Source organism: Cohnella boryungensis (genome assembly GCF_042651945.1).
Lineage (GTDB): Bacteria > Bacillota > Bacilli > Paenibacillales > Paenibacillaceae > Cohnella > Cohnella boryungensis.
Genome location: NZ_JBHSED010000001.1, coordinates 82648 through 104525, shown reverse-complemented (window position 1 = coordinate 104525; position 21878 = coordinate 82648). Strand labels below are relative to the sequence as shown.

18 protein-coding genes are annotated in these 21878 nt (G+C 53.8%); 2 read left to right on the top strand and 16 right to left on the bottom strand.

The window, feature by feature from the left end; genetic code table 11:
• Nucleotides 1–638: 638 nt before the first annotated feature.
• The 6 genes from ACFO1S_RS00405 to ACFO1S_RS00380 form a co-directional block, all read right to left on the bottom strand.
• A complete protein-coding gene (locus ACFO1S_RS00405; protein ID WP_204604636.1) occupies nucleotides 639–1448 on the bottom strand; it encodes a pyruvate, water dikinase regulatory protein in 810 nt (269 codons plus the stop codon).
• Between the two features lie 11 nt (nucleotides 1449–1459).
• Nucleotides 1460–2080 (bottom strand): helix-turn-helix transcriptional regulator, encoded by a 621-nt coding sequence (locus ACFO1S_RS00400; RefSeq protein WP_204604713.1) that lies wholly within the window; start codon nucleotides 2078–2080, stop codon nucleotides 1460–1462.
• A 57-nt stretch (nucleotides 2081–2137) separates the two neighbouring features.
• Entirely contained in the window at nucleotides 2138–2791 is a 654-nt protein-coding gene (fsa, locus tag ACFO1S_RS00395) for a fructose-6-phosphate aldolase (protein WP_204604637.1), read from the bottom strand.
• 132 nt (nucleotides 2792–2923) lie between these two features.
• Nucleotides 2924–3475, bottom strand: coding sequence for a hypothetical protein (locus tag ACFO1S_RS00390; RefSeq protein WP_204604638.1), 552 nt, complete (start codon nucleotides 3473–3475; stop codon nucleotides 2924–2926).
• 65 nt (nucleotides 3476–3540) lie between these two features.
• Nucleotides 3541–4575 (bottom strand): hypothetical protein, encoded by a 1035-nt coding sequence (locus ACFO1S_RS00385; protein ID WP_204604639.1) that lies wholly within the window; start codon nucleotides 4573–4575, stop codon nucleotides 3541–3543.
• A gap of 240 nt (nucleotides 4576–4815) precedes the next feature.
• Nucleotides 4816–7458 (bottom strand): family 78 glycoside hydrolase catalytic domain, encoded by a 2643-nt coding sequence (locus ACFO1S_RS00380; protein WP_204604640.1) that lies wholly within the window; start codon nucleotides 7456–7458, stop codon nucleotides 4816–4818.
• Nucleotides 7459–7645: 187 nt separating this feature from the next.
• Between ACFO1S_RS00380 and ACFO1S_RS00375 the strand changes: the two genes are divergently transcribed.
• Nucleotides 7646–8641: an AraC family transcriptional regulator gene (locus tag ACFO1S_RS00375; RefSeq protein WP_204604641.1), complete on the top strand. Its 996-nt coding sequence runs from the start codon at nucleotides 7646–7648 to the stop codon at nucleotides 8639–8641.
• Between the two features lie 98 nt (nucleotides 8642–8739).
• Here ACFO1S_RS00375 and melA read toward each other — a convergent pair whose 3' ends face one another.
• Together melA and ACFO1S_RS00365 are read right to left on the bottom strand one after the other, a co-directional pair.
• Entirely contained in the window at nucleotides 8740–10242 is a 1503-nt protein-coding gene (gene melA, locus ACFO1S_RS00370) for an alpha-glucosidase/alpha-galactosidase (protein WP_204604642.1), read from the bottom strand.
• Nucleotides 10243–10363: 121 nt separating this feature from the next.
• Nucleotides 10364–11263, bottom strand: coding sequence for an AraC family transcriptional regulator (locus ACFO1S_RS00365; RefSeq protein WP_204604643.1), 900 nt, complete (start codon nucleotides 11261–11263; stop codon nucleotides 10364–10366).
• A gap of 190 nt (nucleotides 11264–11453) precedes the next feature.
• Here ACFO1S_RS00365 and add point away from each other — a divergent pair, with 190 nt between their 5' ends.
• Nucleotides 11454–12512 carry an adenosine deaminase gene (gene add, locus ACFO1S_RS00360; protein ID WP_204604644.1) on the top strand — a complete coding sequence of 353 codons (1059 nt, stop codon included), beginning with the start codon at nucleotides 11454–11456 and terminating at the stop codon, nucleotides 12510–12512.
• A 1631-nt stretch (nucleotides 12513–14143) separates the two neighbouring features.
• Here the strand turns inward: add and ACFO1S_RS00355 are convergent.
• From ACFO1S_RS00355 to ACFO1S_RS00320, 8 genes are all read right to left on the bottom strand, one after another.
• Nucleotides 14144–14788 (bottom strand): bifunctional 4-hydroxy-2-oxoglutarate aldolase/2-dehydro-3-deoxy-phosphogluconate aldolase, encoded by a 645-nt coding sequence (locus ACFO1S_RS00355; RefSeq protein ID WP_204604645.1) that lies wholly within the window; start codon nucleotides 14786–14788, stop codon nucleotides 14144–14146.
• A gap of 138 nt (nucleotides 14789–14926) precedes the next feature.
• A complete protein-coding gene (gene uxuA / locus ACFO1S_RS00350) occupies nucleotides 14927–15985 on the bottom strand; it encodes a mannonate dehydratase (RefSeq protein WP_204604646.1) in 1059 nt (352 codons plus the stop codon).
• Nucleotides 15986–16027: 42 nt separating this feature from the next.
• The gene (locus ACFO1S_RS00345) at nucleotides 16028–16804 is read right to left on the bottom strand and encodes an SDR family oxidoreductase (RefSeq protein WP_204604647.1); all 777 of its coding nucleotides are present in this window, start codon (nucleotides 16802–16804) and stop codon (nucleotides 16028–16030) included.
• A 3-nt stretch (nucleotides 16805–16807) separates the two neighbouring features.
• Nucleotides 16808–17656 (bottom strand): helix-turn-helix transcriptional regulator, encoded by an 849-nt coding sequence (locus ACFO1S_RS00340; RefSeq protein WP_204604648.1) that lies wholly within the window; start codon nucleotides 17654–17656, stop codon nucleotides 16808–16810.
• Nucleotides 17649–18521: a sugar phosphate isomerase/epimerase family protein gene (locus ACFO1S_RS00335; protein WP_204604714.1), complete on the bottom strand. Its 873-nt coding sequence runs from the start codon at nucleotides 18519–18521 to the stop codon at nucleotides 17649–17651. Before ACFO1S_RS00335 ends, ACFO1S_RS00340 begins: the two co-directional genes overlap by 8 nt.
• Before the next feature lie 20 nt (nucleotides 18522–18541).
• Nucleotides 18542–19615, bottom strand: a complete 1074-nt coding sequence (locus tag ACFO1S_RS00330; protein WP_204604649.1) for a Gfo/Idh/MocA family protein — start codon at nucleotides 19613–19615, stop codon at nucleotides 18542–18544.
• Nucleotides 19616–19618: 3 nt separating this feature from the next.
• Nucleotides 19619–20752, bottom strand: a complete 1134-nt coding sequence (locus ACFO1S_RS00325) for a Gfo/Idh/MocA family protein (RefSeq protein ID WP_204604650.1) — start codon at nucleotides 20750–20752, stop codon at nucleotides 19619–19621.
• Between the two features lie 129 nt (nucleotides 20753–20881).
• Nucleotides 20882–21808 (bottom strand): AEC family transporter, encoded by a 927-nt coding sequence (locus ACFO1S_RS00320; RefSeq protein WP_204604651.1) that lies wholly within the window; start codon nucleotides 21806–21808, stop codon nucleotides 20882–20884.
• Between the last annotated feature and the right edge of the window lie 70 nt (nucleotides 21809–21878).

The following is a 21878-nucleotide window of genomic DNA, read 5'->3' as shown; positions in this document are numbered from 1 at the left end:
GAGTCATTGAGTCAGAGTTTGCACGGAGCAGGTGAGGAGCAGAGTAGTGCTGCAAAGTGGAACTAACGGCCAGTACGGAGCAGGTGAGGAGAAGAGTAGCGCTGCAAAGTCGAACTAACGGCCAGCACGGAGCAGGTGATGAGCAGAATAGTGTTGCAAAGTCGAACTAACGGCCAGTACGGAGCAGGTGAGGAGCAGAATAGTGCTGCATAGTCGAACTAACGGCCAGCACGGAGCAGGTGAGGAGAAGAGTAGCGCTGCAAAGTCGAACTAACGACCAGCACGGAGCAGGCATCCAGCATACCACAAGCAAGGGCAATTCCCATGGCGTCCTGTATTCTCAACATAATCGCTATGTCGATGCGCTCTGATGAGTCGCCTCGGCACCACTTGAACATGACATTTCGGACGAGTTAATGTGACATTTTCTCAGACGTTTGACAGGGAGATTTACATGGGAGAATTGCAAATGCAATGCTTGGAAAAGGAGAGCCTGAGGAATTGCGGGGATCGGACATACCGAATGGAAAGGCGCCATTGAAGTCCGGAATGGGGTCTTGCGCGACCTGCACGGCCGCATTCCGGACTTGCTTAATCTGCCGAGCTGTATGGATGCGATTGCCGGCGTCTCCAGACACTTAGTGAGTCAACAGCTCAATAATGAGTCCCGCCGTCTCCTCGATCGCTTTCTCGGAAACGTCGATAACCGGACACTTAAGCCGCTCCATAATTTCGGAGGCGAACTTCAACTCTTTCTCTATGCGTTCCATGGAGGCATAGTTGGCTTGACTGGGCAGCCCTAGCGCCTTCAGCCTTTCGCTGCGAATCTTGAGCAGTCTTTCCGGCTGCATCGTTAATCCGACCACCAGCCGGTTGGAGGCGGTGAACAGCTCCTGAGGCGGCTTGACCTCGATCGTGAGCGGATAGTTGGCCGTCTTGATGCCTTTGTGAGCGAGGTAAATGCTAAGCGGCGTTTTGGAGGAACGGGATACGCCGACCAGCACGACCTGAGCCTGCAGTAGCCCGCGAGCATCCTTGCCGTCATCGTATTTGACCGCAAATTCGATGGCTTCGATCTTACGGTAATAATTCTCGTCCATCTCGTGAAGCAAACCCGGCTTATATTTCGGCGAATCGTTAAATGTATCGATAAAAGCCTGCATCATCGGGCCCATGACATCCACAGCCCGTACGCCCAACCGAATCGACTCCTCGCGCATCGTATCGCGAAGTTCCGGCTGTACGAGCGTGTATGCGATAAAGCCGTCGCTCAAGCTGGCTTCCATAATGATGGACTTGATCTCATCCTCGTGCCTGATGTTGCCGTACCGCTTGATCTTGACCTGCTCGGTCGCGAACTGTCGGGCCGTAGCCTTCGCCACCGCTTCGGCGGTTTCCCCTACGGCATCCGAACAAACGAATATGACTTTCTGCCGATGTTCCGACATCTTTCTTCCCCCTACTCCACGATAAAACCAGAGGTCAAGTCTACCAACGCCTGCGTCATGTTGGTTTTCGTAATTCTCCCGACAACGTCAAGCCGGGAACGATCTCCGCCGTCGTTCACGACCGGCAGCCCTCCGACTTGATGGTCCAGCATTTTTCTGGCCGCTTCAAGCAAGGAATCCTCCGGAGTCGCATAGATCAGGCGCGTAACCCGAGTCATAACCATGCTGATCGGTATCGCTGCGGCATTGGGATTGCCCAATGTCACCTTCAACAGATCCTTGAGGGAAACCATTCCCGTAAGCACGCCGTTCTCATCGGTAACGGTCAGGAAGCCGGTATTTTCCACGAACAAAGCAATGACCGCGTCGTTCACCGTCGCGGTCTCTACGATCACTACCGGGCGATTCATGACGTCCTTCACCTTGAGATTCAAGACCTTCTCGCTGTGCCGCCCCTCCGTCGTCATCGTCTTGCCCAGAAAGTACCCGACCTTCGGCTTGGCGTCGATATAGCCGAGCATCACTAACACAGACAAGTCCGACCGGATGGTCGGACGGCTGATTCCCAAATATTCCGCGATCTGCTCGCCTGTGATAGGGGCTTGCTTCTTGACGAGATCGATGATCGCGATTTGTCTCACCGTAAGTTCGATAGCCAGCTCACTCCCTCTGCGACTTATCGCAACTCATTAGCCTTGCAGGTTAGCCACTTTCTCCCAATCCTTCAGGAAGCGCTCAATGCCGTTGTCCGTGAGAGGATGCTTCCACAATACGGGAAGAAGCGAGCCTGGAATCGTAGCGATATGCGCGCCTGCGAGCGCCGCCTGTTCGAAGTGGCCCACATGGCGGATGCTTGCGGCGATAATCTCGGAGGCCAATCCGTACTGGTCCAGCACTTGACGGAGATTTCTAACCAACGCCATCCCGTCTACGCTGATATCGTCAAGACGTCCGACGAAAGGACTGATATAAGTAGCTCCTGCTTTTGCCGCGAGCAAGCCTTGCGCTACGCTGAAGATCAGAGTCACGTTCGTCTTGATGCCTTCCTTGGAAAGCTGGTGAGTCGCTTCAAGACCCGCTTCCGTCATTGGAAGCTTGATGACCACGTTCGGCGCCCATTGCGCGATTTCGTGCGCTTCCTTCAGCATGCCTTCCACGTCGAGTGCGATAACCTCAGCGCTTACGGGACCCTCCACAATGGCGCAAATTTCCTTGATAACGTCTTTAAATACGCGGCCTTCTTTAGCGATCAGACTCGGGTTCGTCGTCACTCCGTCGACCAGACCGAGCTTTACGATTCTTTTGATTTCTTCCACATTGCCGGTGTCCAAATAAAATTTCATTGTATGTAGATCCTCCCTAGTCGTCTAACGATTTTGTTGCTATTTATGGTATACCACAATCTCATTTATGATACAATATATATTACTCACTTTCCTATATTGGTCACAATGTTCCGAATTAGATCGTGCAATTTACCATACGACCCGATGCCCGACGCTCTCCAGCGTGTTCGCCCGATTTTTCAGCTCGCGCTCCACGGCCTCGGCCTGCAGCCCATGCTCCTTCAGCTGCTTGTAGAACTCCAGAAAGCCGCGCGTATCCATAGGGATGCGCACGCTTGTCCTTGCTCCCCGCAGTACGACACAGCCCGCGAAGGGCTTGATATAAGACACTTCCTCAATTTCCTCAAACCGAATAGATCTGCGAATAAACAGCCGGTAGGTCGTCACCTTATCATGCGCCGCTATCGTGGTAGATACACCCATGATGACCGACATTGCCCCCATGAAGCACATAATGCCTGTCATAATTTGCTTCGCTTGACGCGTCTCCTCTGCGGTCATTATGCTTGGATCGTTCACCAGGAAGAACACAACAGCCGCGAGCAGGAAGCCGAACAACGGAAAAATCCATGTCCCTGCTGTCCGTCTCAGTATCAATTCTCCTCGCCCGTTGCGTTTTCCCGGTTCAAAAATAAGGCCCAGCATGCTCTTCATAACTGATTTGAACAGCAGATTCTTCAAGATGCTTTGACTCCCTCTCATCTCATGATGTGTCCTATCATCTGTTAAGCGGATAGAGGAAAAGGTTATGTGTGCGGCTGCAATTCCGTTAATCTCAGCTCGTCGATGACAGATTGAAGAACGCGGTTTTCGGAGCTCCGGATGAGCTTGACCAGGTCTGCCGCCTCAGCGATCCTCTCTCTGGCCCTCGTAACGCCGAATTTAAGCGCTTTCTGCCTTAACGCATTGGAATCTTTCGCAATTTGATCATAGGAGCAAGCCAACTCAGCGCTTATGATTCCCTTTTCCTTCAGATGATGCAAACGGTGCTGCATCAGGATCTTGTGATCGTTGAAAACATGAATCAGCCGAAAGTCCGGCTCCGCATTCGCTTCCTTCATTCGTTCGAGCTCGGCCAATAGGTGGTCATACACGGCGACACCGTAGGCCTTAACAGGCGTGGAGAGCCAATTGAGCTCCTTCGCTTGCGTAAACTCCGCGTTTAAATAGTCGGATAGGCTCAGTTGAATCAGGCTCATATTCAATCCGTACAGGGCATTCGTGCGATAGCTGAAAAGCTCGATGCCCCGGAGATAATCCTGATCGGGATGCAGATTGTAGAAGGACTGCTCCAACTGCTCGTAAGGGATTTCGAAGGTGCCGTATTTGTTGATCCCCCCGGCTACGAGATGAAAATCCGCCAGATAAAAAACCCTACTGCTGTCGTTAAATCCGATAATCATAGGGTCGTGAGGGCTGCTCTCGATGGCGTAGAAAGGATACGCTGACAAATAAAAAGTGTCGAGAAACAGATAGATATATTGCCCGTCCTGAATTCTCTGCTTCAGGAAAGCAACGACTCCCCCGCCGTCTTCGACGGCCTTCCTCGACGTTCTGGCCACATTCAGCCACGGACAGTCATCCTCTGGCGCCTTCACGAAGGAATAATTCAGAAGCAGGCGATTCCCGTTCAACTCCTTGATCAGCTCCAGCTGAATATAGTTCGACAGTATCCAATCCCGGCTGTCTGAATTTCTGGCGATGACGGATAGGATATGCGAATGATTGGACCATGAAGTAATGAATGGCTGGCTTACCGGCAAAATCAGCGATTCCGCCATGTCGATCCTCCCTCTTTTTTGACAGCGCTTTACAACCATTCACATTCATTCGCCATCGGATTCCCTTTTTCCTGTCGTCTCGCCAAGCTCTTGCTCTCGCGCTTGGCAAGACGGGATCATAGCAAACCCCTCAATGAACATCGCTGTCCATTGAGGGGTTTTGAGTACGCTTTTATGCTATATCTCCCGTTCTCCGGTACACATTAGTTTCAACCCAAGAAAATACGCATCGATATCTATTCAAATATCGTATGTGAAGCTGTACTCGCCCGATCCCACATGAGCAGTAAGCCCTTGTTCATTCCTTACAAATTGATTCTCCGACTCAGCGGCAACTGATTTTGCCTGGCTTAAAATAATGGAAGCGGTTGTGTTGTGCGGAATCGTAACCTTAAGACGAACTTTATTGCCTTCTGCATTCCACGAAACGACTATGTCGCCGTATACTGTGGAATAACTAGCATTTACATAATCCAAGCCTCCGCCGATATGCGGATGGATAAGGATATGCTTAAAGCCCGCTTCATTTTCATCCGCTTCGATTCCTGCCGCCACTCGGAACAGCCATTCCCCTACCGCGCCGTACGCATAATGGTTAAAGGAATTCATATCCGGACTCCACATGGTTCCATCCGGCTTGATGCCATCCCAATGCTCCCATATGGTCGTCGCTCCGGCCTTCACTTGATACAGCCATGATGGGAAATCGTCCTTCAACAGAAGCTCGTACGCTTCCTTCAAGCGGCCGTTTTGACTAAGGGCAAAGCAAAAATACGGTGTGCCGACAAATCCTGTGACAAGATGTCCGTCGTTCTCCTTTAACAACTCGATCAGCGTTTCGATGGTTCTTTGCTTGAATTCATCCGGGACAAGATCAAAATACAAAGCGACAATGTGCGCAGTTTGCGTTCTGGCCGCCATTCTCCCTCTGGGGGTATAATATTCTTTTTGGAACGTATCTACGACTTCGCGGTATAACTTCGAATACTTGTCATAATCCCGCTCTCTGCCTAATCTCTTTGCTATTTTCGAAAATAACCCGGTAGAATAAGCATAATAGGCGGTAGCTACCAAATCATTCGGAGTGGCTCCGAAATAACTGCCTTCCTTGGCGTCAAGAGCAACCCAGTCGCCAAATTGAAGCTTGTAATTCCAAATCCCGTTCTCGGAATGCTTCTCCATGAAATCGATCCATGCTTTCATACTGTCATATTGCTCTTCCAATATTCGAGTATCGCCGTACATGAGATATAACGTCCATGGCATAATGACTGCAACATCTGCCCAAGCCGCAGCCGAATGAGTGCCCTGCTTCAATAGCCAGTTATCCTCGGCTTTCCCCGATACGATATCCGGAACGACGTGCGGCACGCCTCCCTCAGGCGTCTGGTCCGCTTTCACATCCCTGAGCCACTTGCTGAAAAAAGTATAGGTGTCCATCAGGTAGCTTGCCGTTCTGCAGAATATTTGAGCGTCTCCGGTCCAACCCATTCGTTCGTCCCGCTGAGGACAGTCTGTTGGAACGTCTACAAAATTGCCTTTCATTCCCCACTTAATATTATGCTGCAGCTGATTGACGTCTTTATTGGAGCATTCGAACGTTCCTGCCGGTCTCATGTCCGAATGAACGGCAACCGCTTCAAAATCTTCAGGCTTCAGTTCCCCGGGATAGTCGACGACATGGATATACCGAAAGCCTTGGAAGGTGAAATGAGGGTGATAAGTCTCCTCCTTCCCGCCTTTCAGCGTGTAGTTGACCGTTTGCTTTGCCTTTCTTATGTTATCGAGATAGACATTGCCTTCCGCGTCCAAGACTTCAAAATGCTTGAGTACAACGCGTTCGCCAGGTTGTCCGTCCACTTTAAAATGAACCCAGCCCGTCAGATTTTGTCCGAAGTCGATTACCGTATCTCCCTGAGGCGTGATGATCAGCTCTTTAGCCGGAATTCGTTCGATTTCTTTGACCTTGCCTCCAGCTTGCGCCACTAACACCGATGTATCGTATTCAACGATTTCCGACGATCTCCAGGCTTCGTCGTCATATTCCGGGCCGCTCCAGCCATTCTCCTCAAGCCTAGCGTCATAGATTTCGCCATCATATATTTCAGAGAATAATACCGGAGAATCCGCGCCTTTCCACTTGCCATCGGTTACGACAATTTCCTTGGAGCCGTCCGAATAGACAATCTCCAACTGGCATAACAAAGCCGTTTGATCCCCGTAATGATTTCTTTCCTCCGCGAATCCCATTAATCCCTTGTACCAGCCCGCGCCGAGCATCGCTCCGATCGCATTGTCTCCGCTTTGCACCAGCCGAGTGACGTCATGCGTCTGATAGAGCAAATGCTTTCTGTAAGAAGTCCACCCGGGAGCAAGCTCATCCTCGCCGACTCTTTCACCATTGATGTAAAGATTGTAGAGACCCAAGGCTGTAGAATAGACGACGGCTCTCTCAATTCCGGGCTTCGCGCTGAACTTGCGGCGGACATACGTTCCCTTGGAATTCAAAGCGTCTGCTTTTGTTTCTGCCGAAACGAATTGCCCCTTCCACTCCTCATGGGTAAGCAAAGCCGTAGCGAAAAAAGCGGTCTGACTCCAATCGCTCTCCTCAGCTCCGTCAGTCAGCTTTACTCTCCAATAATAAAGTGAAGATGAAGACAGTTGTAACCCTTCGATCTCCACATGGGCAGATTGATCGCTTTCTACCGTGCCGCTGTCCATCAGAAGATTTTGAAAGCGCGGATCGGATGCGACTTGCAAGCGATACGATTGTTGAAGCACGTTGGATCGATCGCTCCCCATAATCCAACCCAACTGCGGCAGTTTCGCAATTCCGACAGGATTGACCAAATAGTCTGCAGTCATTTGCTCAATACGTAACATATCATCCCTCTTCCCAGCCTTGAATTCGTAATATATAAGCCACTTTACCGCTTTTCGAGGAATATATAAATGACGATTAGAGAGGAGTATCATGACCATTTATGACTAACGCAATCCTATACATTGAGTAGGATAACGCCTATAATTGACCTATCGATTGAAAAGACAAAGGGGGAAGAGGCGGCCTATGACCGATGCGGAGCTTGATTTATATCTGAGAAAATATACGGATATAGAGGCATTATTAGCGGCTTGCGACACTCCGGAAAACAAGGAAGCTCTCAAACAGGAATATCACATTCATTTCTCCGATACGTTCGATGATGCTATGTTTATTCCTCCGGGACAAGATATCACCTTCTCGGTGCACACCCGCTTCAAGCCTGTTGCAAGTCACCGTCATTCCTTCATTGAATTGATCTATATCTATTCGGGCGAATGCCGTCAAACGATAAATAACAAAAGCGTTTCAATGAAAAAGGGCGAGCTATGCATTCTCGACACGAACACCTTTCATTCCATCGAGGATACGGGTAAAGACGACATCATTATAAACTGCCTCATGAGGAAAAGTTATTTCGATTGGGCTTTCCTAAGCAGGCTTTCCGGAAATGACATCTTTTCAGGCTTTCTGACCCATGCCATATATGAAAACAAGCATTCCAACGAGTATATCTTAATTCGTTCCGGCGATAACGATAAAATAAGCCGAATCATGAATGCAATCCTTTGCGAGTACTTTGATAAGCAGCCGTGTACCGACGAAATTATCAGCTCTTATATGGTTATTCTTTTTGCGGAAATGCTCCGTGTGTACAAGGGAGATGTCAATGAACGGAACTATTCGGCTTTGAAAAATACGCAAATAACGGACATCATTCATTATATCCAAGATCAATACAAGACCGTGACCTTGGAATCGACAGCCCGACATTTCAATTTTAACTCGAACTATCTGGGCAAGGTCTTAAAGAAGATCACCGGGAACAATTTTATCGATCTGGTTCATCAGATTCGACTCAGTCAAGCCTGTATCCTCCTCAGAAATTCAGATGTCAGCGTTCAGAAGATTGCCAATGAGGTGGGGTATGAGAACATCAACTTTTTCTATCAGGTTTTTAAGCGCAAGTATAACTGCTCGCCTGCCGAGTATAGGGAAAATTCACGGAGAAGCGGATTTTAAGCGTATTGCAATAATAATCGAAAGTTAAGGGGCTGCCTTATGGGACAGCCCCTTACTTATATCCGCTATATAAGAATTGCCGCAGCAAAAGCCTAATGCTACGCCTTCGCCCGATCCTTGCCCTTGTCCGATTCGCCGGCGTTCTTGTTGGCGGCGTCCCGATCCTGCTGCATCTCCTCAACCGTCTTGACGCGCAGCCGAGCCGCTCCGCGGTAGCCTTCTTTCGTCGGAATCAGATTGCCCTGCGCCTGGCGCTTCTTGGCCTCCGCGATGGCCGCTCCGTACTGGGGCAGCCATTGCTCCTGCGCGACAAGCATTTCGTCGACCATCTGCCAAATCTCGTTCGGATCGCATACGGCGCCGACGAGCGGGTCCATCATGAACGCTTGCCGCAGCAGCTGATCGTCGCCATGGACAGCCGCTTCGACCGCCAGACGCTGCACCGATATGCTGACATTGCATACGGCCGCCGGTCCGAGCGGAAGCTTGCCGACGAGCGGCATCGAAATGCCGTTGCGATCGGCATAACCCGGAGCCTCGATAATTGCGTCCGCCGGCAGGTTCTCGATCACGCCGTTATTCCGAACGTTGAAGTGACCGCGATAGACTCGTCCAGTTTCCAAGCCTTCAATAATGTAAGAGCCATGCTCCTCTCCGCGTTGTTCCGGAGCGTACTTCATTGGCGGCTCCTTCATCCAGTTCGGGAAGTCGGTCTCGAACCAGTTGCGCCCCTCGGTGCACACCCGCAAATAACCGCCCGTCTCGCCGTTAATCCAATTGTCAAGGTCGATCCACTTTTCGATCTCGTCGGGGCGCTTGCGGTACCAAGGCACATATTCGCTCAGATGTCCGTTCGACTCGGTGCTGTAGTATCCGAACCGACGCAGCATATCGATGCGAACCTTCTCCGTACGGCTGAAGTCGGGATGCTTCTCGAACGCCTCCAGCAGCTTGCCGGTGAGGTCCTCTCCCTTGTGCCGGATTTGAACATACCAGGTCTGGTGATTGATCCCCGCGCAGATGATATCGACTTCTTTCTTATCCAGACCGAACGCCTCCGCGATCTGCCAATGTCCGCCTTGCACGCCGTGACAGAGCCCGATCGTCCTTACGCCCCCATACTGGTTGCATGCCCAGGTCAGCATCGCCATCGGATTGGCGTAATTCAGCAGCAGCACGTCCTTGGCGGCCACCTCGCGAATGTCCTTGCAGATGCTTAGCATTTCGGCGATCCCCCGCTGTCCGTACATGATTCCGCCCGCAGACAAAGTATCTCCGACGCATTGATCGACGCCGTACTTCAACGGAATGTCTACATCGGTAGCGAAAGCCTCCAATCCGCCCAATCGAATCGTACAGAACACGTATTTCGCTCCCGCCAGCGCTTCCCGTCGATCGGTAGACGCCTGAATGCGAATGTCCAGTCCGTTCTCCGCGATATCTCTTTGGCAAAGCTCCTTCACCATATTCAAGTTGTGCTCGTTAATGTCAGTAAAAGCAACCTCAATGCTCTTGAACTCCGGAACGCTCAGCAGGTCGCGCAGCAGTCCCCGCGTAAATCCGATGCTGCCCGCGCCGATGAACGCAATTTTGAATGCCATCGTCCTATCCCTCCCGCACTTTGAATGAGACCTCTGATTTGCTCGTCTTCATCGTAGCAGGATCGCATCGGGAAGCGTTATCGAGATCATCACCATTTCCACGGAGAAGTGTCAGAAATCATCACCTTTTAATTTCTTCGCGGCGTTCTTTGGCTTGAGTATTCCGATACTCGACCGGGGTCATGCGGACATGCTTCTTAAACAGGGCGTGAAAATATTGCCGGCTTCCCGCTCCCACATAATCCGAAATGTCCGCGACTGGGATATCCGTATGCACCAGCAGCATTTTGGCCTTGTCCATCCGAACCTCCGTCAAGTATTCCATTAAGGTGCGTCCGGTCTGAAGCTTGAATATTCGTTGCAGATAGCCGGGATGCAGACTGACGCTTGAAGCGATCTTTTTCACCGTCAGCGGTCGATCGTAATTTTGCAGCAGGTAGGAGATGCTCGATTTTACGTAAGCCCCCGCGGATGGAACTCGGCTTCTCCCTTGCTCGCTTCGCAGCCTCCCGAGACGGATGAGCAGCTGCATCAGCAGCATCCGATCGAGAACCCCTCCATCTCCGCCTTGAAAATCTAGCTCAAGCACCAGGCTTTTCAGCGCGTGATAGACTTCTTCGGGAGCCTGCAGCACCAGATAGGAGGTGCGTGCCGACAGCATTCCGTGCAGCGCCTCCTCCTCTTCCGCAAATTGCTTTACCGAAGGGAACATGTCCGAATGGGGCGTAAAGCCGAACTCGACATTAAGCATACGGCACGTCTGCTCGACCACAAGTCGATGAGGTACATTGGCGTCCAGCAGGATCAATTGCCCTTTTTCCAGACGGACCGAGGCTTCGCCCGCGCTTCCTTCATTCCACTCCACAACGCATTGGCCCTGGATCACATACATAATCTCGGTTGAATCATGTCTATGGTACGCCATGCGAAAATCTTCCCACTGCTTAAAGTAGTAGGCGTATACCTTCGGAATATAGGGGTTAATCAGCAAATCAGCATCAAAAAGGCTACCCGTGCCCATGCATGTCGTCCTCCCATATTCCGTACTTGGCTGCTTCTTTCACTATCGTTGATCGCGGCAGAGGAGTCAATCCCGCCTGCGAATCCGCGGTCTATTTGTTAATTTTCTTTAATACATGACATAGCCATTCAACATCCCACAATCACATGTTATATTATGTAACATAAAATGGAGTAAGGAGTGAACGGACATGGACCCTTTGCGCCTCATCCCGGAATTACCGAAAGTCGATCTACACGTTCATTTGGACGGTTGCATCAAGCCGGCCACGCTTCTTAGGCTGGCTTCACGGCAAGGCATGCCTATTCCCGCCGCAAGCGAAGAGGAGCTTCTTCAATATGTACAGGTGCGGGAGGATTGCGCGAGCTTGACGGAGTACTTGACGAAATTCGATTTCGTGCTGCCCTATCTGCAAACCTCCGAAGCGTTAGAGCAAGTCGCCTATGAAGTCGTCGAGCAAGCCGCTGAACAGCGAATTCGCTACATCGAAGTTCGATTCGCCCCCCAGCTTCACCGATCCGCCGGCTTAACCGCTTCTCAGACCATCTATCACGTCGTCCAGGGACTTAGGCGCGGAGAAGCGGATTTCGGAGTAAAAGCCCGAGCAATCGCCATCTGCATGCGTCATCACACCGTCTCCGCCAATCTGGAGGTCGTAGAAGCGGCGGCGCGTTATATCGGACATGGCCTCGTTGCCGTAGATCTGGCGGGCGATGAATCGGCCTATCCCGCCGCCCTTTTCCGGGAGGTATTCGAATCTGCCCGAAGCTGCGGCATTTCGATTACGATTCATGCGGGAGAAGCCTCAGGCGCGGAAAATATCGAAGAAGCGGTGCTTCGCTTAGGTGCGGAGCGCATCGGTCACGGGGTAAGGCTGAGAGAGGATGACAGCATTCTTCATCTCGTCCGCGAGCGGCAAATTCCGCTGGAGCTGTGTCCGACCAGCAACATTCAGACGAAAGCCGTGGACGGATGGGAGGCATACCCGATTCGCCAATATTACGATCAAGGCGTCAAGTTCACCGTCAATACGGACAATCCCGGCGTATCCGGGACGAACATCACGAAGGAATATCAGGTCATCGCACAGAAATTCGGATTTACGCTGGGGGAAATCTCAAGAATGATTTTGAACGGGGTTGAGGCTTCGTTCCTGGAGCCTAACGAAAAGCAAGCTCTCAAGCGTGATTTCGAGAGTGTTCTACACCGGCTTGGCGTCTACGGCTCTCCTCAGCCTCCGTTGAACTGACTCGCTCTCGCTAACTAGGTATGCTGGGGGGCTGCTTGGAGTTGCTTCGAAGTTCATTAGTTTGGTTTGCTAAACTATCTGCCTGCTCGGGGCTGCTTCGGAGCGCATTAGTTTCGGTTTGCACAACTATCTGCCTGCTCAGGGCTGCTTCGGAGCGTATTAGTTTCGGTTTGCGCAACTATCTGCCTACTCTGGGCTGCTTCGGAGCGCATTAGTTTCGGTTTGCTAAACTATCTGCCTGCTCGGGGCTGCTTCGGAGCTCATTAGTTTCGGTTTGCTAAACTATCTGCCTGCTCGGGGCTGCTTCGGAGCGCATAGTTTCGGTTTGCACAACTATCTGCCTACTCGGGGCTGCTTCGGAGCGCATTAGTTTCGGTTTGCACAACTATCTGCCTACTCTGGGCTGCTTCGGAGCGCATTAGTTTTGGTTTGCACAACTATCTGCCTGCTCGGCGTCTGTTCGGGGCACATTAGTTTAGGTTTGCACAACTATCTGCCTACTCGGGGCTGCTTCGGAGCTCATTAGTTTCGGTTTGCACAACTATCTGCCTACTCGGGGCTGCTTCGGAGCGCATTAGTTTCGGTTTGCTAAACTAGCTGCCTACTCGGCGTCTGTTCGGGGCAAATTAGTTTAGGTTTGCGCAACTATCTGCCTACTCTGGGCTGCTTCGGAGCGCATTAGTGCTGCTTCGGAGCGCATTAGTTTCGGTTTGCACAACTATCTGCCTGCTCGGGGCTGCTTCGGAGCGCATTAGTTTCGGTTTGCACAACTATCTGCCTGCTCAGGGCTGCTTCGGAGCGTATTAGTTTCGGTTTGCGCAACTATCTGCCTACTCTGGGCTGCTTCGGAGCGCATTAGTTTTGGTTTGCACAACTATCTGCCTGCTCGAGGCTGCTTCGGAGCGCATTAGTTTTGGTTTGCACAACTATCTGCCTACTCAGGGCTGCTTCGGAGCGCATTAGTTTCGGTTTGCACAACTATCTGTCTGCTCGAGGCTGCTTCGGAGCGCATAGTTTCGGTTTGCACAACTATCTGCCTACTCGGGGCTGCTTCGGAGCTCATTAGTTTCGGTTTGCTAAACTATCCGTCTGCTCGGGGCTGCTTCGGAGCTCATTAGTTTCGGTTTGCACAACTATCTGCCTGCTCGGGGCTGCTTCGGAGCGCATTAGTTTCGGTTTGCACAACTATCTGCCTACTCAGGGCTGCTTCGGAGCGCATTAGTTTCGGTTTGCGCAACTATCTGCCTGCTCGGGGCTACTTCGGAGCTCATTAGTTTCGGTTTGCTAAACTATCCGTCTGCTCGGGGCTGCTTCGGAGCGCATTAGTTTCGGTTTGCACAACTATCTGCCTGCTCGGGGCTGCTTCGGAGCGCATTAGTTTCGGTTTGCACAACTATCTGCCTACTCTGGGCTGCTTCGGAGCGCATAGTTTCGGTTTGCACAACTATCTGCCTGCTCGGGGCTGCTTCGGAGCGCATTAGTTTCGGTTTGCACAACTATCTGCCTGCTCGGCGTCTGTTCGGGGCACATTAGTTTAGGTTTGCACAACTATCTGCCTGCTCGGAGCAAACAAGCGGAGCCCGAGGTCCCGCCTCAGGCTCCGCTTATTGCTTCGCGAGCGAACGACCGACTTAAGCGTCGGTCGCTCCTTGCGCCTTGTTCACGAACGCGCGGGCGCGCTCGCGCAGCTCGTCGAAGCTGCCCGATCTGACCAGCTCGGGATCGATCAGCTTACCGCCCATGCCGACGGCCACAGCCCCTGCATCGAACACCTCGCAAATATTGTGCAGATTGACGCCGCCGGTCGCAATCAACGGGATATGGTTCAGCGGCGCGCGAACCTCCTTCAGGTAGCCGATCCCTAGCGTCCCCATCGGGAAGAGCTTTACTGCGGACGCTCCTGCCTTGTACGCCTGAACGATTTCAGTCGGGGTCATCGCTCCCGGCCACACCTCAAGACCCTGCTCCACGCCGTGATAGATCACTTCCTCGTCTACGTTAGGCGAGATCAGGTACTGCGCGCCTGCGGCAATCGCTTCCTTGGCCTGCCCGATGTCGAGCACGGTGCCCGCTCCAATGCGCATGCGGTCTCCGTAAACCTCCCGCAAGCGGGAAATGATCCGCAGCGCGCCCTCCGTGTTCAACGTAGCTTCCAGGAAAACGATGCCCCCGTCGGCCAGCGACTGGGCCGCGGCCAGCGTTTCCTCTAAGGTAAAGCCGCGAGCGATCGCGACGATTTTCTCTCGGGACAGTTGTCCCAGCAGTTCTGAACGCATGTAAACAGCTCCTTTTGGGCGATGAGCGCAAGACAGCCGAAAGGTACGGCATCCTCTCGCGCTCCGATGACGAACATCTTTCATTGTACCATCGCCGCCGCAACGAAGAAACCGCCCCTTCGGCCAATTCTCCTGCCTCTATTTTGCCGAAGCCGATCTTTCCTTGCCGATCGCTTCCCACATGCCATTCAAGTAGACCGCCCCTAAGGCTCGATCATAGAGACCGTATCCCGGCTTGCCCGTCTCGCCCCAGATCATCCGGCCATGGTCGGGACGAATGGGCCCCGTATAGCCGATATCGCGCAAAGCCCGCACGATCTCCGCCATATCCAGCGAACCGGCCGACGACAAATGAGCCGATTCCTGAAACGAACGCTCGCCCGTATGCTTGATGTTGCGCGCATGTACGAAGTTCACCCGGCTTTCCGCACCGAATCGGCGAATGAGAGCTGGAATGTCATTGTCGGGATTCGCGCCCAGCGATCCGCTGCACAGGCATAACCCGTTAACGGGCTTGTCGTAAAGCCGAATGAACCGCTCCAGCGCGGCGCCGTCCGTAATGATGCGCGGCAGGCCGAAGATCGGCCACGGCGGATCGTCCGGATGGATCGCCATTCGCACTCCGGCTTCCTCCGCAATCGGCATGATCGCCTTGACGAAATAGGACAGGTTGTCCCACAGCTTCTGCTCGCCTACGGAAGCGTATTGCTCGAACAGGAGCTGCAGGTCTTCCTTGCGATAGCTGCTGTCCCATCCGGGCAATTGCAGCTCCCCGCTCAGCGGATTCATCCGTTGAACGACCTCTTCCTCATAAATAAGCGCATTCGAGCCGTCCTCCAGCTCGTAATCCAGCTGCGAGCGCGTCCAGTCGAACACCGGCATAAAATTATAGCAAACGATGCCGATGCCCGCTTGTCCCAAATTCCGCAGCGTTCGCCCGTAGTTGTCGATCAAGCGATCCCGATCCGGCAAGCCCAGCTTGATATGCTCGTGAACGGGAACGCTTTCGATGACGCTGAGCGCAAGCCCCGCCTCTTCGACCGTTTTCTTCAAATGCATGATGCGTTCAAGCGGCCACTCCTCGCCTACCGGCACGTCGTATATGGCGCTTACGATGCCCGTTACCCCGGGAATCTGCCGGATTTGCCACAGCTTCACGGGGTCGCTGTCTCCATACCATCTAAACGTCATTTGCATAAAACACTTACCTCCCTTTCCAGCGCCCTAGCACGTATCGCGTTATATGGTCATTGCTCCAAAGCCGCCGTCCACGCGTAGCAGCGTTCCAGTCACGAAGCCCGAGGCTTTGTCCGAAGCCAAAAACACCGCAGCCCCCTGGAGCTCCTTCGGATCTCCGAACCTTCCCATCGGCGTATGTCCCATAATCGCGGCCACCCGCTCTTCGGACAGGATCGCCCGGTTCTGCTCCGCGGGAAAAAATCCGGGGACGATCGCGTTTACCCTTACCCGGGCGGGAGCGAATTCCCGCGCCAGGAATTGCGTCATATTGTTCACCGCCGCCTTCGATGCCGAATAAGCGAACACCTTGGACAACGGCGGAGCGGAAGAAGCCGAGGACAGATGAATGATGCTGCCCCCTTGGCCCCTATCCACCATGTGCCGGCCAAAAATCTGACAAGCCAGCATGACGCTTTTCGCATTGACCGACATAATCCGGTCCCATTCCTCTTCAGTAATATCGAAGAAAGGCGTCGCGCTGTTTACACCGGGACAATTAAGCAATATATCTACGCCCCCGGCGTCCCCGGACCACTGGAGCACCTCCTCCAGCAGCCGCTCCAGGTCGGCTTTAGAAGTCGCCTCCACAGCGAAGCATCTCGCTTCCCCTCCCGCGCTCTCAATGCGTGCGCGAACCGGCTCGGCGTTCTCCGCCTTGCGTCCCGTCAGCGCCACCCTCGCTCCGTGCTCGGCTAGCGCCTCGGCCATCGCCCCGCCGAGCGTCGAAGAGCCTCCGATCACGACCGCCGTTTTGCCCCGCAGATCGAATCTGTCCATCCATCATTCCCCCGCTCTTGCTATTCCGGCGCTATGCTCCTTCAATTGCCTCTTGTATCGCTCCGGCGTCACTCCCACCTGTTCCTTGAACAGTCTGCTGAAATGAGCCAGATGCTTAAAGCCCAGCCGAAACGCCGCATCCGTGACGGCCAGCCCCGGCTGAAGCAGAAACAATATCTTCGCTTCGTTGATCCGTTTGCGATAGACGTAGTCGAAGATCGTAACGCCGGTCACTTCCTTGAATATTTTCGCCAGATAAGACTTGCTCAGATGGAGCTCCTCTTGCAGCTTGTCCATGTTCAGCTCGTCGTCCGCGTAACGCTTCTCCAGCAAGGCGATGACGTCCTGAACCGTTTTTTCCTTATCCGACGTGAACTCCCGAGCCCCGTTCAACGACTGCAAGCAGCGATCATAGATAAAATGAAGCAGATCCACGAACGCCAGCAGCATTCGGCTCGCGGACACGGCGTCCCCTCTGCGCTGAAAGCCGTCCATATGCACCAATATTCGCTCTACCTCGGCCTTGTCCTCCCCCCGCAGGGCGAGCCGATGGTTCTTGAACTGCGCGAACGGCTGCAGAATCGGAACCGCATGAGGAAGCTCCAAATAAGGCCGCAATATCGCCGGCTCGAAGTGCATGATCGATCGCACGTACGGAAAGGCCGGATCGACCTTCGGACAATGCAGCGTCATGCCGTACATCAAGATCAGATCGCCGGGCGCGAGGTTATAGATCCGGTCGCCGATCAAGTAATTGCACTTGCCCTCGTGAAAATAAAAGACTTCATAGAAGGGGTGAGAATGGAAGACAGGCTCGAACGGAAGCGTCCTGCGGTAGTCGAACTCAAACATCGGTCGAAAGCTCCCGCACCAAACCGCCGATCGTCTCGGAGAAATAAGCGAGCATCGCACGAGAATCGGCGAACTGCCGGCTGAAATCCTCGATCCCCAAGTAACCGTCGTACCCGACCGCCAGAAGATCCGCGATAACCTGCCGCCACGGCACTGCCCCTTCGCGAAGTCCGGCCCACTCGCAGCGCCAGATCGCGCTGCCGTCCTCCGAAGCTCCCGTCTTCTCCCATCCGGCGTTCTTCACGTGAACATGAGCCAAATAAGGGCCCAGCAGCTCCAGACCCATGCGATAGTTTTCGAAGCCCTCATGAATGAGATTGCCTGGATCGTAAAGCACGCCCACCCACTCCGGGTCCAGCCCCTCGACCAACCGCCTCCCGCCGGAAGCGGACGCCGCGATGGTCCCGTGATGAAGCTCGATCAGCCCTTTCACTCCGTATTGGCGGCACAAGCTCTGCGCTTCCAGCAAATAATCGCGTCCAAGCTCGAACAATTCCCCGAAGGTCCGGCTTCGATCATAGGCTGGGACGCCCAAGCGAATCATGGATGCTCTCGCATACCGGGCCGCATCCAACACCCTCTCCGTCGCCTCGAAATCTCCCGCTCTCAGATAAGGGGTCAAGCTTGCAATGCTCAGGTTATGAGCTTGAGCTGCCCTCGCATAGCGATCCAGCACCTCGCGGCCTCCGGAGGGAGAAATCGTGCAGCGGTTGTTTCCCCAGAACGACGGCGCTTCGCTTGCCTTGTCCGGCGGAATGTCCGCGTACCGCCATTCGATCGCATGAAGCCCTGCCTCCCCGGCAGCCTTGGCAAGCTCCTCGGGTTCCAGCTCCGGCGTAGCAACGGTAAATACCGACAGCTTCATCATTCGATGCCTGCCTCCTTCTATTCGATGCGCACGGCACTCGCTTGGGCTTTCAAGCATAGCTCTGCCGCCTTGAACGTATGCGCCTGCGACATCGCAATCTCGGTCCGATGGATGGAGTCCAGAATCAGCTCTCCGAAGTACGGGTATCCAACCTTCCCCGCAAGCTCCAGATGATATTCGCCCTCCCCATTAGCCATATACAGATGATCCCCGCCCGCATTCCGGGCAAGATCCACATATTTGCGCAGCTCGATATATCCGTTCGTGCCGAGTATGATCGTTCGTCCGTCTCCCCAGCTCGACAAGCCGCCCGGCGTCAGCCAGTCGACGCGAAAATAGTTCGTCGCCCCGTTGTCTCCAACCAGCGTCGCATCTCCGTAGTCCTCCAGCTCCGCATAGGCCTTGCTCCCGTAGTTCGCCACTTTGCTTTGCAGCACCTGGGCATCCGCGCAGCCAGCATAGAACAGAAACTGCTCAATCTGGTGGCTTCCGATGTCGCACAGAATGCCTCCGTATTTCGCCTTCTCGTAGAACCAATCCGGCCGCTGCGGCGCATTCAGCCGATGCGGTCCCAGGCCCAGCACCTGAACGACACGTCCGATCGCGCCGTCCCGGATCAACTGTCCGGCGAATACCGCGCTTTCGACGTGCAGCCGCTCGCTGTAATAGACCGCGTACTTCCTGCCCGTCGCCTCAACCGTCCGCTTCGCTTCCTCTAGCTGCTCCAGCGTCGTGAACGGCGTTTTATCCGTAAAATAATCTTTGCCGTGTTCCATCACCTTCACGCCCAGCGGTCCCCTGTCGCAAGGAATCGCCGCAGCGGCTACGAGCGAGACTTCCGGATCCTGCAAAATTTGCTGCTCCGAGTCTGCAGCCCGAACTTGAGGATAGGCTGCAACGAACTTCCGGACTTTGTCCGGGTCGGGATCGTACACCCACTTCAGCGTCGCGCCGGCCTCGATCAGGCCGTTGCACATGCCATAGATATGCCCATGCTCCAGCGACATCGCTGCGACAGCGTATTCTCCCGTTCCTACGACGGGTCTCGGCTTTCCTTGCGGAGCATAATTCATTCCGTTTGCTTGCGACATAGGTTAGACCGCTCCTTTCGCAGACAGGCTTGAGGCGGCAATTCGCTCCTGCAGCTTCTCGTAAAATAACGGCTCGTCGATCGGCAGCTTCACCCAATCGTCCATCCAGGTCGACAGGAGCATCGCATTCGATAGCATCAGTCCGCGGATGCCCTCTTCCCCCGGTGCCAGGAGCGGCGTTCCAAGGCGGATCGCATTGGTCCAATTCTGCGTAATGTCCTTGTGCCTTGTTCCTCCCGCACTGATCGGAATCTCGAATTTCCAGCATTCCGGCTGGGCGAAGGCCTGCGTATTGGTCCGGTTGAACTCCGATTCCGCCTGCCGAAGACGCCAGAATGTCATCTTGTCGTCCTCGATGACGATTTTGCCCCGATCGGCGGAGATTTCGTAACGGTTCGTGCCCGGACATTCATACGTGGAGGTTACGAACACTCCGGTTGCGCCGTTCTCGTATTCGACGTAAGTCGTCACATCGTTCTCCACCTCGATATCTCGATGCTTCCCGAAGGAGCAGAAGGCCCGCATGCGCACCGGCATAAGTCCTGTCGTCCATTGCCACAGATCAAGCTGGTGCGGGTCCTGATTGATGAGCACGCCGCCGCCCTCTCCCGCCCAAGTCGCCCGCCAGCCTCCGGAATTGTAATACGCCTGCGGTCTGTACCAATCGGTGATGATCCAGTTCGTCCGGCGGATTTCTCCCAATTCTCCCGAGGAAACAAGCTCCTTCAGCTTGGCGTACAGCGGATTCGCGCGCTGGTTGTACATAATGCCGTACACCTTCCCGCTTCTGGCCGCCGCTTCGTTCATCTCTCGAACCTGCATCGTATAGACGCCGGCCGGTTTCTCGACCAGCACATGAAGCCCGCATTCGAACGCTTCGATCGCTTGCCGGGGATGGTCGTAATGCGGCGTGCAGAGCAGCACCCCGTCAATCTCGCCGGAACGGTACATTTCTAAAGCGCTTGCATAAACGCGCACCCCGTCGCCCCACCGCTGCCTGGCGAGCGCCAGGCGCTCCTCGCCGATATCGCTGACAGCCGTCAGGATCGCGCCTTCCACTTGACCTTCAATCAAATATTGCGCGTGTCCCGTGCCCATATTGCCCAACCCGACAATGCCGATCCTGACTTTATCCACAAGGCTTCGCCTCTCTTCTTCGAAGTTCGCTCTCGTTCCATTGTAGCACGCGAACGGAATATGAACTTCACTCCCAGGCATGAAAAACTCGTGTCATTTAACTGTGCGTCTACTCCAGATGCAGGCAAGCTATCCCCTGAGCAAGTAAATGACGACGGTAACCGTCACGATGCTGAGGGCGGTCGAGACAAGCACGCTTTGCGAAGCAAAGTCCTTTTCATTGTCGAATTCGACCGCCAGCAGAACGCTCGACAAGGAGGTCGGCACGGCCGAGGACACGATCAGCGCCGCTGCCATCAAGCTGTCGAGGCCGAGCATTAGCACGACTCCCCATGCCAGCAGCGGTCCGGCGATCAGACGGAGCGCCGTTGCGATTCCGACATCAAGCGCAAGCTTGCGGGTCAGGAAGCCTTTCATATCGCCAAGCTGAACCCCCAGCGTGAACAGCGCCATTCCGATGAAGGCGTCCGACAGGTAGCCTACCGAGATCGCCGCGAATTCGGGCAACGGAACATGCAGGCCGCGCATCAGCAGCGCGAGCGGAATGACATAGATGACGGGCATGGATGCAATGACCCTGCGAATCTTCCTCCAATCGGCCTTGTGGGCATTCACGCTGTAGATGCCGTAAGTGTTCGGAATCAGCGATTGCATCATCATGATGATGATTTGCACCGATAGGGTATAGGGATTGCCGGAGAAGGCCAGCTGATTGATCGGAATGCCGTAGTTCGCGCTGTTGTAGAACAGCACGCTGTTTCTCATGGCCGCTCTCATGCCTCCCTCGTATCGGCGAGCTCTGACAACCGCCTCCAGCAGGGCGTATTGCAGCAGCATGAACAGCACGAAGAACAGAAGCACTTGACCGAACAGCTTGGCCGAGATTGCGGTCCCGTACAACAGCTCGAACATGATCGCCGGGGAAAACAAATAGAAATTCAGCTTGGACAGCGTTTTGATGTCGAGCGAGAAGATACGGTGCAACAGCATGCCCAAGCCGATAATCACCGACAGGGGCAGCACGTTGTTCCATAAAATGTGCATAAAGATATCCATGATGTTCGTCCTCTCCGTCCGACAACCTGCTAGGCTTGAAGCGGCGTGTTATACTGTATGAAACGAAATA